The 11,855-nt window shown below is 58.1% G+C and carries 10 protein-coding genes; 4 read left to right on the forward strand and 6 right to left on the reverse strand.

Annotation, left to right across the window (positions count from 1 at the left end):
- Positions 1-23 precede the first annotated feature (23 nt).
- A complete protein-coding gene (locus tag B9Z51_RS00370; RefSeq protein ID WP_146187654.1) occupies positions 24-1,685 on the forward strand; it encodes a hypothetical protein in 1,662 nt (553 codons plus the stop codon).
- A gap of 543 nt (positions 1,686-2,228) precedes the next feature.
- Here B9Z51_RS00370 and B9Z51_RS00375 read toward each other — a convergent pair.
- From B9Z51_RS00375 to B9Z51_RS00395, 5 genes are all read right to left on the reverse strand, one after another.
- Complete coding sequence (locus B9Z51_RS00375) at positions 2,229-3,536, reverse strand: TRAP transporter large permease (protein WP_233254766.1); 1,308 nt, start codon at positions 3,534-3,536, stop codon at positions 2,229-2,231.
- A gap of 3 nt (positions 3,537-3,539) precedes the next feature.
- A complete protein-coding gene (locus B9Z51_RS00380; protein WP_108370867.1) occupies positions 3,540-4,070 on the reverse strand; it encodes a TRAP transporter small permease in 531 nt (176 codons plus the stop codon).
- A gap of 9 nt (positions 4,071-4,079) precedes the next feature.
- On the reverse strand, positions 4,080-5,114 hold the full coding sequence (locus B9Z51_RS00385; protein ID WP_108370869.1) for a TRAP transporter substrate-binding protein: 1,035 nt from the start codon (positions 5,112-5,114) through the stop codon (positions 4,080-4,082).
- A 108-nt stretch (positions 5,115-5,222) separates the two neighbouring features.
- Positions 5,223-6,806 carry an indolepyruvate oxidoreductase subunit beta family protein gene (locus tag B9Z51_RS00390; RefSeq protein WP_108370871.1) on the reverse strand — a complete coding sequence of 528 codons (1,584 nt, stop codon included), beginning with the start codon at positions 6,804-6,806 and terminating at the stop codon, positions 5,223-5,225.
- 29 nt (positions 6,807-6,835) lie between these two features.
- Entirely contained in the window at positions 6,836-8,992 is a 2,157-nt protein-coding gene (locus B9Z51_RS00395; protein ID WP_108372566.1) for an indolepyruvate ferredoxin oxidoreductase subunit alpha, read from the reverse strand.
- 96 nt (positions 8,993-9,088) lie between these two features.
- Between B9Z51_RS00395 and B9Z51_RS00400 the strand changes: the two genes are divergently transcribed.
- Positions 9,089-9,991: a LysR family transcriptional regulator gene (locus tag B9Z51_RS00400; protein WP_108370873.1), complete on the forward strand. Its 903-nt coding sequence runs from the start codon at positions 9,089-9,091 to the stop codon at positions 9,989-9,991.
- Between the two features lie 37 nt (positions 9,992-10,028).
- Here B9Z51_RS00400 and B9Z51_RS00405 read toward each other — a convergent pair whose 3' ends face one another.
- Positions 10,029-10,184: a DUF3309 family protein gene (locus B9Z51_RS00405; RefSeq protein ID WP_108370875.1), complete on the reverse strand. Its 156-nt coding sequence runs from the start codon at positions 10,182-10,184 to the stop codon at positions 10,029-10,031.
- A 390-nt stretch (positions 10,185-10,574) separates the two neighbouring features.
- Between B9Z51_RS00405 and B9Z51_RS00410 the strand changes: the two genes are divergently transcribed.
- On the forward strand, positions 10,575-10,889 hold the full coding sequence (locus B9Z51_RS00410) for a BON domain-containing protein (protein WP_108370877.1): 315 nt from the start codon (positions 10,575-10,577) through the stop codon (positions 10,887-10,889).
- Between the two features lies 1 nt (position 10,890).
- Complete coding sequence (locus B9Z51_RS18750; RefSeq protein ID WP_108370879.1) at positions 10,891-11,478, forward strand: BON domain-containing protein; 588 nt, start codon at positions 10,891-10,893, stop codon at positions 11,476-11,478.
- The last annotated feature ends 377 nt before the right edge of the window (positions 11,479-11,855 follow it).

The following is an 11,855-nucleotide window of genomic DNA, read 5'->3' on the forward strand; positions in this document are numbered from 1 at the left end:
GTGAATCAGCCATGAGTCAAAACATGTTCAAACACATCACCCTGCTCACCGCACTTCAAGTGGCCTTGTGCACGGCCTGGGCACAAACCCCGCCGCCGCCAATGGGCAACGTGCAGCAAAGCATTGAGCAGTCCATTCAGCAATTGCCTAAAGCCAAGGCCAAGCCCTTGGCCAATATCGATGTGCTCGGCCTGGACACGGCAGAGTCAATTGATCGTTTGTCGGGCCTCGAAATTCAAAGCCCGGTCCTGCAAGACGAAATTCAGAAGTACTGGGCCAAGTCTTTGGGCAAGCGGGTGTCTTCTGAAGAAATGCAAAACTTCAATGGCTGGCTGTTTGACGAGTCTCGCCGCTTGGGTTTTTTGTCTTACGCGCAGACCGAAGTCAAAAAGACCGACGCTGGCAGCACCTTGGTGGTCAAGATCTTCCGCCCCAAAATCAATGCCGTTCGCGTGATGGCCAACAATGCGGCCTTGCTCCAACGCTATGGTGCCTTGATCACCCAGCGTTTTGAGCAGGACTTCAAAGCCAACATGCCTGTGGACACCCTGGGTCTGGACCAGCGGCTCGATTCGGCCAGCTACGACTTGCCCATTGAGCTGGATGCCACCATCCGCGCTGTCGGCCCTGAATTGATTGATTTGGTGGTGAGCATCACAGAAGCCCCCACCCGTCTTGGCAAGGTGCTGGATTCAGTGGTGCAGCTCAACAGCTACGGCCTCAAACAGTATGGTGTGCCCCAGGTCATGGGCTCTTTGGTGGTGGGAGGTCATGAGCCCAAGGCCTTCTTGAGCCTGGTGGCTCAAAAGTCACAAGGCATCCAATACGGACGTGCCGAATACGATTCGGCACTGGAAGAATCCCAATCCCATTGGCGTGTCTGGGGGGCGGGCTCGAACAGTCGCAACATTCTGGGCGGGCAAGCGACCAGTCTGGGCTACAGCGGCGAGGTGGGTGCGGGCATCACACGCATCCACAGTGGTTTCCGCGATTTTGTGTTCAAGCAACATGTGGAAATCGCAGTCCGCCATGGCCACAGCATTCTGGAGAGCACGGGTCAGCAGACTTCGCGCGTGCATGACAACCAATTTCGCTTGCGCATCACCGCTGACAACGAAAAGCTCACGCGTGATGCCAGCCGGGCGGAGTTCATTTACACCGTGGGGGACTACAACTACCTGTTCAACCAGCTGCAGATGCAGACCGGGCCTTATGCCAAGATCGAGTTGAACTTGAAGGATCAAAAATCCTGGAACCCGGAAGGCAGCCTGTTCTCGTTGTTCAAATTCAAGGGGCAGCTTTCTTCGGCACGCCTGGATTCTTACAACCAGATGTCCTTGGGGGGTATCGGTGGCGTGCGCGCGTACACCTCGGTGGACGGCACGGGCGACGACGGCGCGGTGGCCTCTTTGGAGCTGAACCAGCGCCTGCGCAACGGCATGGTGGTTGGCGGGTTCTACGATGCGGGCCTTGTCAAGCTGAAGAATCCGGCGGTAGGCACAGAGCCCCTCAAAAGCTACACCTTGCAAGCGCTGGGTGCGCAATTGAGCGGGAATTTTCAGAAGGTTTCGTACAGCCTGACTTTGGCCAAAGGCCTGGGCGGCTACTCGGGCTGGACGAAATACAACATCGAGTCAACGCCCAACAACTGGCGCCTCATGGGTGCGTTGAGCTACCTGTTTTAAGGTGGGGTGGACTGCCCCCCGGCCACTCCCACAGAATTCACTGCTCTGCGGGCCTTTGTCGGAGTCTTCGACCACCGACCTACAAGAACTCAGCCCCTCGTAGGTCGGCACTCGCAGAGTCCGACGATGGCGCAATCAAACTCAATGGCCGCTCGCATCGAGGATCAACTCGAAAACGAGCAATGCCGGGGTCTTCGACCGCCGACATGCAAGAACTCGGCCCCTCGTAGGTCGGCACTCGCAGAGTCCGACGTTGGCACGATCAAGCTCAATGGCCGCTCGCATCAGGATCAACTCGAAAACGAGCAATGCCGGGGTCTTCGACCACCGACCTGCAAGAACTCGGCCCCTCGTAGGTCGGCACTCGCAGAGTCCGACGTTGGCACGATCAAGCTCAATGGCCGCTCGCATCGAGGATCAACTCGAAAACGAGCAATGCCGGGGTCTTCGACCACCGACATGCAAGGAACCTGTACCCCGTAGGTCGGACATGAACGCCTCATCCCGTAGGTCGGTACTCGCAGAGTGGCGGCGTGTGTTCGATCACCCCATCTTGGACGGCAGCCACAACGCAATGGCGGGGAAGCTGATCAGGATCACCAGACGGAACAGGTCAGTCACAACAAAGGGAATCACCCCTTTGAAGATGGTCGTGAAACTCACGTCCTTGACCACGCTCTTGATGACGAACACGTTCATCCCCACCGGCGGGTGAATCAGCCCCAACTCGACCGTCATCACGATGATGACGCCAAACCAGATCGGGTCAAAGCCCAGCTGCACGATCACCGGGAAGATGATGGGCACCGTCAAGATGATCATGGCCATGGCGTCCATCAGGCAGCCGAGCACCAGATACATCACCATGATGAGCGCCAGCACGCCGTAGCGCCCCACACCCAGGCCGGTCAGCATTTCGGTCAGCTTTTGTGGAACTTGCGTGATGGTCAAAAAGTAACCAAACAGCAAGGCGCCAATCAGAACCGTGAACACCGCTGCCGATGTGCGGGTGGCCGACAGCAAGGCTTCGCGGATGCCCGCACGGTCGAGTTTTCCACGTAAAACCCCCAGCAAGAAGGCCCCGCTGGCCCCCACACCACCGGCCTCGGTGGGTGTGAAGAAACCGCCGTACAAGCCACCGATCACGAACATGAAGAGCACCAGAGGCGCCCAGACATCCTTGAGACCATTGAAGCGTTCACCCCAGGACTTTTGTTCGCCGCGTGGCAACAAGTCTGGTTTGACGCGCACGATGATCATGATGGTGATCACGTACAGCAGCATCGCCAGCAGGCCTGGAACAATACCTGCCATAAAGAGCTTGCCAATGTCTTGTTGCGTCAAGATCGCATAAACGGCCAGCACGGTCGATGGCGGGAGCATGGCACCCAAGGTGCCACCCGCGGCAATCACGCCGGTCGAGAACGACTGTGGATAACCAAAGCGGCGCATCTCGGGGTAAGCCACCGACGAGAAGGTGGCCGCCGTAGCCACTGACGAGCCGCAAATGGCCGCAAAGCCACCGCAAGCGAGCACCGTGGCCACACCCAGGCCGCCGCGCATGTGGCCGATGAAGGCATTGGCTGCGCGAAACAACTCCTTGCTCACGCCCGAGACAGACACAAAAGCGCCCATCAGCATGAACATGGGAATCACCCCGAAGGTGTAGTCGGTTACCGTGCGCATGGACGACTGCCCAATCAGCTTGAGCGCGGGGCCAGGCCCCGCGATGTAGGCATAACCGCTCACCCCCACCAGACCCATCGCCATGCCCACAGGCACACGCAGCAGCATCAGGCCAAACAGCACCAGAAAGCCAATGATGGCTACGGCATCAGGACTCAGATCCATGCCTTACTCCACGTCTTTAAGTTCAGGGTGTTCTTCCAGCGAGTCAGGCTGGAAGATCAAGCGCCAGGTTCGTATGGCAATCAACAACACGGCGCACACGTCCCCCATCCACGCGACGGCAAAAAAGGGCCAGGTGGGCAGGTTCAGGTCGTAGGTGAGCACGTTGTCGTTGTAGGTGCCGCGCACCTTGTCAAACAGCATGATGGTTTGAACGGTGACAACAAACAGCAGCACCAAAGTCGCAAAGACATCGATGAAGCGTTTGAGGCGTGCATTCGACAAGCTCCAGATCAGGTCCACAGTGATGTGGCTGCCCCGGTAGCTGGTGGCTGCAATGCCCCAAAAGATCAGGATGCCCAGCATCAAACGACCGAAGTCGTAGGCGTCCGGAATCGAGGTGCTGAAAAATTTGCGCAACAACACCGAAATGAAGATGTTGGCCGCCACCAGTCCGACGAACATGGCGGCCATCCACTCGATGGAATCGATGATGCGGTCGAAGACATTCTTCTTGACCGCGGTCGTGGTCTGCATGCCGCGTCCTTACATCGCTGATTTGTACTTGGCCAGCGACTGGCGCAGCGCGTTCATCACGGCTGCTGGGTCTTCGCCACGCTTTTTCACGTCTTCAGCCCATTGCCTTTCAGCCGGTGCCACAGCGTCTTTCCAGGCCTTGATCTGGTCAGGTGTGAGCTTGTAGACCTCGCGATTGGTGTCGGCCGCCAGTTTGGTGTGGCCTGCGATTTCAAAGTCTGCCCAGGCGCTGCCGACTTTTTCAGCCCATTCGCTGGTGCAATGGCTGTCCACAGCGGCTTTCTGTGTGGCCGACAAGGCGGTGTATTTGTCCTTGTTCATGACCCAGACAAACGGGGTCACATAGAACGGCACATCCATGTGGTACTTGACCACTTTGTCGATGCCAAACAAGGTCAAAGATCCCCATGGGAAGGTGATCGCATCGGCCACGCCACGCTCAAGCATGTCGCGCGACTCGGGTGCCGAAGCCTGCACGTTGGTGCCGCCCAACATGGTGATGACCTGGCCCACAGTGGCTGTGGCGGGACGAACCTTCATGCCCTTGATGTCGGTGGGCAAGACGATTTTCTTGCGTGAGTGGATGGCGCCTGGATCGTGCACGAAAGCAAAGCAGTAATGCACTTCTTTCATTTCCTTGGCCGCGTAGTTGCGGTACCAGGCGTCCACCGCGGCCGAACCGGCTTTGGCGTTGTTGATCATGAAGGGCAGCGAAGTGGCTGCAAAAACAGGGAAACGTCCTGGCTGGTAGCCGGGGTTCACATACGAAAAATCTGCAATGCCGTCGCGGGCCATGTCGTAATGGTCAAAGGCTTTGCCCAGCTGCTCAGACGGAAAAAGGGTGGCGCTGAGTGTGCCGCCAGAGGCCTTCTTCAGGCTCTCGCCCCAGGCTTGCAAGGCGGGGTTGAGCGCATGCTGCGCGGGCACCCAGCTGGAGAGCTTGAGCATCACGTTTTTGTCTTGCGCTTGCGCGGCTGTGCCCAGGCTCATGGCCAGCAAGCTGACGCTCAGGCCGAGCTTGAAAGAAGTGCTTTGAAAGTTCATGGTTTGTCTCCGGGGGTTGTTGTCAAAAAGTTGCGCCGTTCCTGATTCATCGTAGACCCTTTCCAGCAGCCGCTGTAGTGGGGTTGTTCCTGACATGGCGCATGTTTTTCAGGCGGGTGTTCGCGGGTTTTTCATCCATCGAATGGGTTGTGCCAGCACGGGCCTGGCGGGCGCGCCGTTTTGCACCAGCGCCAGGTCCAAAGTTTTGCCGGCCTCGTCTTGCAAGGCCGCTTGACGAATGCGGGACACGCTTTGTGCTTGCTGCGCGGGGGTCTGGTCATCACGCGGTGCGGTCACATGCGTGATGATGTGCATCAAATTGTCTTTGCCACGTTCGTTGGTGCTGCCATAGCCTTTGATCAGCTGTCCGCAACGCGCCACTTCCAGGCCCAGCAAATGGTCTCGTTGGGTGCAGTGCTGCACAGTGGTCACCCATTGCATGATGCTCTGCTGCTCGGCCTGGTAGCGGCTGCCCAAGGGGCGCAAGGCTTTGAGGCTGGCCATGAAACGCAGCGCCAGCATGCCGGTGATCGAATGGGTGCCGATTTTCAGGGGCATGGCCCAAGGCGTCAGGCCTTTGGCCGTGCGTGCGCGATCCCAGCGAATCAATCGCTCGGCCAGGGCCTTTGGCAACAAACCGGCGAGTTCGGGCACACCGGGTTTGAAGTGGTCATAGATTTTCAGCAGATCAAGTTCCCGGGCCTTGACCTCGCCGCGCACCCTTTGCAGGCGTGTGCTGCGGCTTTTGAGGTCTGCCACACGCACCACGTCATCAAAAGCCATCCAAAGGGCCAGCCAGCGTGCGCTTTCTTCGGTCACCGGCCAAGCCTTGTCGACGCTTGCTGACCCTGGGGCCGATTGTTCCGCTCCAAAGACCTGCTGCAAACGCGTCAGATACAGGCGCGCATACGCGGCGCCCTGGTATTCCAGAACACGGGCATGGCCCAGTGAGACCATGCGGTGCAAAGCCTCGGGAAAATCCTGCACCACGGCATCAGGCACAACGCACGCCTGATCTGGGCTGGTCGGGGCCATCACCGCCTCGATAAATTCATGCTGCTGACGCTGCGCCTGTATGGCCTCATAAGCCATGGCAAAGCCGCGCAAACTGGCCTGGGCCGACTTGCCCTGGTGGCCCATGACCGTTTCGTAATCTGCCCTGTCAAAAGGCAGCAAACCACTGGCGGCAATGCAGCCGAGCATGACGGCACTGACCACGGTCCCGGCCTCCTGAGTGATGCGGGCCATGTCCAGAATGTGGTGGTGTTGGCTGTGTTGCGCCACCAGAGCACGCAAGCTGGCCTCGTCCTTGCGGCCATCGCCCATGCTCATTTTTTCAAGCGTGGTCAGGATACGGGCCGAAGATGTGATCACCTGGGTATGGGCTGCCGAGGTCAATCCATGGCTGATTTGTCGGGCGGTTTCCAGCAACTCAGAAGACACCAGGGCATCGAGTCGGCCCGGCAAGGGGTTCAGACCCAGCACGGGTTGTTTGCCGCCCAAGCTGCTGCGTTTTTGGGGAAACACCTCGATGTAGTAAGTGGTGGCGCCCGTGCGCTGCGCCACCCCCGGAATGGAGGTGGCCTGAGCCGGGTAGTCGGCGTGGCGTGCAACGTCAACCAGCCAGTCGGCCAGCACGCCCCCGCCCTCGCCGCCCAGGGCGCACAGCAAAATGGAAATCGCTTGTGTCATGTTTTGTCTCGGGTCTGGAATTGAAGCGATCAGGCCGGTTGCAACAGGCGCACCACGCTGCTTTGCAGGCTGTGCCACAAGCGCTCTTGCCATTTGGGGTTTTGCACCACTTCGGCCCGATAAAAAGAGGGGCACAAGGTGGCCGCGTGGGCGTTTTCACCACACAGGCCGCAGCCCACACAGCCGTCAATCACCGTGGCCACCGGGTCCACCTTGAGGGGGTCGGGGTTGTCCTTGAGCGTGAGCGTTGGGCAGCCCGACAAGCGGATGCAGGCATGGTCGCCATTGCACACATCTTCGTCCACGCCGTACTTGACGCGTTCGACCCGCTCGCCTTGAGACAGCAAGGACGCCAACCAGGGCTTGATGCGGCGCTGCCTCTCAAGCTGACATTCACCTTCAGCCACGATGACTTTGAGGCCCTGAAACCCGGTGGTGAAAGCCTCTGTCAGCGTGGCTTGCATCTGGCTCACTTCATAGGTGTGCACGGTGCGCAGCCACTGCACACCCAGGCCTTTGAGGGTCGACTCAATGGTCTGGTTGGTGTGCACCAGGCTCTGGCGTTTGTCGCCTGCAGCCTCTTTGGCGTTTTCGGTCGGGGTGTTGATGATGTCTTGCGTGCCGGTGGCCGAGGTGTAGCCGTTCTTGAAAATCAAGAGCACCGCATCGTCGCCGTTGAACAGCGCGCTTTGCACACCGGTCAACAGGCCGTTGTGCCAAAAGCCGCCATCACCCATGACGGACAGCACGCGCCGCTTCATGAGCGGCGACACACCTGCGCGACTGGCCAGGCTCATGCCATAACCCAGGATGGAATGCCCCACAGAAAACGGCTCGAAAGTGGCCAGCGCATGGCAGCCGATGTCGCCCGTGATGTGCAGAGGCCCCACCTCTTGCTGGGCCAGTTTGAGGGCCGAAAACACCGGGCGCTCCGGGCAACCGATGCACATGCCGGGCGGGCGCGTGGGCAAGCCGGTGCCCAGCTCTTTTTGCACTTGCTGGCGGCGCGCCACGTTCTCTTGCAGCCACTGGGGTGTGTTGGCCGGGATCAGTTCGGGTCGGCGTTTTTGCAAAAATTTGAGCAAGCCTTGGGCCATGACTTCGGCGGTGTATTCCCCACCCGAGGGCAGCATGTCTTTGCCATGCAAAGGGGTCTGCAGGTCTTGACGGCGCAAGGTCAAGGCCAGTTCTTGCTCGATGTATTCGGGCTGGCCCTCTTCGAGCAGCAGCACGGCGGTCTTGCCCCCACAAAAGCGGGTGAGTTCGTCCGGCACCAGGGGGTAGGTCACGTTCAGGACCAGGATCGACAAGCCACAGGCACCAAAGGCATCGGCCAAGTCAAACTGCTGCAAGGCCCGAATCAGCGTGTTGTAGAGGCCGCCTTGAACAATCAAGCCGAGGTCGGGGTGGGCACGGCCTTCAAAGTGTTCATTGAGCTGGTGTTCGGCAATGAAGCGCCGGGCCGCCGGAATGCGCTCTTCGATCTTGCGCTTTTCGTGCACAAAGGTCACCGGCGGGTGGGCCAGGCGCATGTAGTCAAAGCCTGCGGGGTTTTCCAGCAAATGCCGCTTGGAAATGCGGGGGGCCTGGTTGTCGCGTGCCTCAAAACTGCCGCGCACATGACAAGCCCGGATGCGCAGTTCCATGATGACCGGCATGTTGCTGGCTTCGCTGAGCTGAAAACCCTGTTCCACCATGTTGACCATCTGGCCCAGTTCAGGACGCGGGTCCAGCAGGCACATGGCCGATTTGAGCGCATAAGCATGGGTGCGCTCCTGAATCACGCTGGCGCCTTCGCCATAGTCCTCGCCCACCACAATCAGCACGCCCCCTGTGACGCCCGGTGAAGCCAAATTGGACAGCGCGTCAGCGGCGACGTTGGTGCCGACAATCGACTTCCAGGTCACCGCGCCACGGATCGGGTAATGGATCGATGCGCCCAGCATGGCGGCAGCCGAGGCTTCATTCGAGCAGGCCTCGACGTGAACGCCCAACTCGTCCATATAGGGTTTGGCCTGCACCATCACATCGAGCAAGTGCGAGACCGGCGCGCCCTGATAGCCGCCTACATAAGACACGCCCGACTGCAACAAGCCTTTGGTGATGGCCAAAATGCCCTCGCCGTGAAAGACCTCGCCTTCGCCCATGCGCAGGGCTTTGATTTCTTCGTGAAATGAAACTTCCAAGACACGCTCCTTGCAGTGTTGGCCTGGCACACGCCCTGCCGAGCGCCATCTTAACTATTCACCCATAAAATAAATGACATATCAAAAATGCATTAAATGAATATCAACGACCTGGATTTGAACCTGTTGCGCCTGTTTGACGCAGTGTGGCGCACACGCAGCGTCAGTTTGGCGGCCAAGCAACTCGGGCTGTCACAGCCGACCGCCAGCCAAGGCCTGGCCCGCTTGCGCCTGGCCATGGGCGATGCGCTGTTTGAGCGCAGCGGATCGGGCGTGCGCCCCACCCCTCGGGCTGACCGTTTGGCCAAGGCCGTGCAAAGCGCCCTGGCCACGCTCGAAGAAGCGCTCAATGCCTCTGAAGTGTTTGACCCTTTACGCTCCCAGCGCCGCGTGCGCATCCACTTGAGCGACATCGGGGAAGCCCGCTTTTTGCCCGACTTGATCCTCACCTTGCAGCACAAGGCCCCCGGCATGCGCCTGGAAGCTCTTTCCATGCCCCACGACAAAATCAGTGCGGCCCTCGACAGTGGCTTGCTGGATCTGGCCATCGGTTTTTTGCCCGAAGTCAGCGACACCCAACAACAGGCTTTGCTCCACGACCGGTATGTGGTGCTGCTGCGTAAAGGCCATCCTGTCGCCCGGCAATGGGCTCAACAAGGCGCATCGCTGGAACACTTGTCCGAGCTGGAATTCGCAGCCGTGCGAACCCACGCCGATACCCTGAAAATTTTGGAACGCATGCACTGGCAACACCGCCTGCGCTTGACGGTGAGTCACTTCCTGTCGCTGCCCGAAATTGTGCGCCGCAGCGATCTGGCCGTGCTGATGCCCCGCAACTTTGCAATGGGCTTTGCGGCAGCAGGCGAGCTGGAAATGCTGGAACCCGACCTGCCCCTGCAAGACTTCACTGTCTCATTGCACTGGAGCATGCGTTTCGAGAAAGACCCTTGCCTGAGCTGGCTGCGCAAGACGCTGATGCAAGCTTGCGGAAATTTTTAGCGTCAAGGGGTCCTGTGAATCGACATGCTGTTTTTAATTAGAGACGACCTGTCAGCAACAAAATCAGCACGATGATGATGATCAGGCCCAGTCCGCCACTGGGTCCATAACCCCAGCCGCTGCTGTGAGGCCAGGTTGGAATTGTGCCGATGAGCATGAGGATCAGAACGATAAGAAGAATGGTACCTAGCATGCTCTTGCTCCTTGAATGGATGGGTTAATGAATTGATACTAAACAATCGGACGTCGGGCGTCTGTTGGATATCGAACTCAGTCTTAATCCATTGAACGACTGTCTGAGCGGATACGTGCTTTCACGACTTGGCCCGTATTGAATACGTCATGCCCTGCTCGCAGCATGGTGACCCAATCGCTCCAGCATAAACCTCGCAGAAGCGGGGAAGAACTTACCGTGTCAATAGATACACAGGCCAGGGCAATCTGTGTGGTGGTGCACAGATACTTTTGCACCAAACCTCAATACTGAAGCAAGCGCTAAGTCCTTGGGATGAGCGCTATTGATGGTGACTTTCATCACCATCGCTTTGTACTTTGTCATCGTTTTTTTAATTGGGAAACCGCCATGAAACTTCGCACCACACTTGCCATCGTTACCGCCGCCATCCTCACCATAACCGCCACCGGTTGCGCCGTGCAGCGCGGCCAGGAATCGGTGGGAGCCTATGTGGATGACAGTGCCATCACCACCCAAGTGAAAGCCCGATTTATTGAAAACAAGTTGGTTGATGCAGCAGCCATCAGTGTGGAAACACTCAAGGGCACGGTGATGTTGTCTGGCTTTGCCAAAAACTCTACCGAACGGGCTACGGCCGAGAGCATCGCGCGCGGTGTCAAGGGTGTGACCAACGTACACAACCAAATTGCCATCCGTCCTTGACATGAAAATCCTCACGCACCGCATGACCAATCTGGTCATGGCAAGCGCAGTGACCGGCATCCTGGCCGTGTCACTGGCTGCCTGCGGTAAGTCCGCAGACAGCACTTCATCGCCTGAAGCAAACACCAGCTTGGGCAATGAAATTGACGATGCCCTGATCACCACCCGGGTTAAGGCGGCCCTGATGACCGACCTGCAACTCAAAAGCAACGACGTCAAAGTCGAAACACGCAAGGGCGAAGTTTTGCTCAGTGGCTTTGTGGAAAACCAGTCGCAATTGGATGAAGCCATGCGCATGACACGCGCGGTCGAGGGTGTGAAAAGCATCCAGAACAATGTGGCCATCAAAGGAGCGGCAACCACCGTGGGCAAACAGGTGGATGACAGCATCATCACCGGCAAGGTCAAAGCCGCGTTGATGAGCGACTCCAGCATCCAGAGTCGAGACATTGCAGTGGTCACACGCAATGATGAGGTGCAGCTCAGCGGCTTTGTCAGCAGCCAGGAGCAAATGGACAAAGCCGTGAGCATTGCCAGCGCTGTTGAGGGTGTGTACCGCGTTTCGAATGAAATGAAAATCAAAAAATAACAACGTCTACGTGGATGCTTCAAAGCGTCTATGTCGCAGTTGCTCAAAAAAAGGGCTTCGCTTGAGCGAAGCCCTTTCATGATTGCTGATCAACGAAGTTCATCTGCTGTTCTTGTGCCTTTGTTGCCCAGCTTTGACCGGCTGTTCGCGCCCCCCTCCCCTGTGTACCTCTGTATGTAGTGCTTTAGGACAGTTGATTCGAAGCCCTTTGGTCACTCTTTTTGTCGTCGTCGCGGGTGCCAGAACGATGGGAACTTCTGTGAGACCGTTGTTGCCCCTCGAATTGAGTACCTGACGAGCCACGGCCTTCACGAACTGGCGAGCAAGGATTCTGTTTCAATTCGACGAAGCGCCATAACGAGCAACGACGAGTGGCC

It is taken from the genome of Limnohabitans sp. T6-5, from assembly GCF_003063315.1.
Lineage (GTDB): Bacteria > Pseudomonadota > Gammaproteobacteria > Burkholderiales > Burkholderiaceae_C > Limnohabitans_A.

Excerpts from the sequence above, each read along its gene's own strand:
- B9Z51_RS00370 (WP_146187654.1), top strand. The coding sequence starts at position 24 with ATGTTCAAACACATCACCCTGCTCACCGCACTTCAAGTGGCCTTGTGC.
- B9Z51_RS00375 (WP_233254766.1), bottom strand. The coding sequence starts at position 3,536 with ATGGATCTGAGTCCTGATGCCGTAGCCATCATTGGCTTTCTGGTGCTG.
- B9Z51_RS00380 (WP_108370867.1), bottom strand. The coding sequence starts at position 4,070 with ATGCAGACCACGACCGCGGTCAAGAAGAATGTCTTCGACCGCATCATC.
- B9Z51_RS00385 (WP_108370869.1), bottom strand. The coding sequence starts at position 5,114 with ATGAACTTTCAAAGCACTTCTTTCAAGCTCGGCCTGAGCGTCAGCTTG.
- B9Z51_RS00390 (WP_108370871.1), bottom strand. The coding sequence starts at position 6,806 with ATGACACAAGCGATTTCCATTTTGCTGTGCGCCCTGGGCGGCGAGGGC.
- B9Z51_RS00400 (WP_108370873.1), top strand. The coding sequence starts at position 9,089 with ATGAATATCAACGACCTGGATTTGAACCTGTTGCGCCTGTTTGACGCA.
- B9Z51_RS00405 (WP_108370875.1), bottom strand. The coding sequence starts at position 10,184 with ATGCTAGGTACCATTCTTCTTATCGTTCTGATCCTCATGCTCATCGGC.
- B9Z51_RS00410 (WP_108370877.1), top strand. The coding sequence starts at position 10,575 with ATGAAACTTCGCACCACACTTGCCATCGTTACCGCCGCCATCCTCACC.
- B9Z51_RS18750 (WP_108370879.1), top strand. The coding sequence starts at position 10,891 with ATGAAAATCCTCACGCACCGCATGACCAATCTGGTCATGGCAAGCGCA.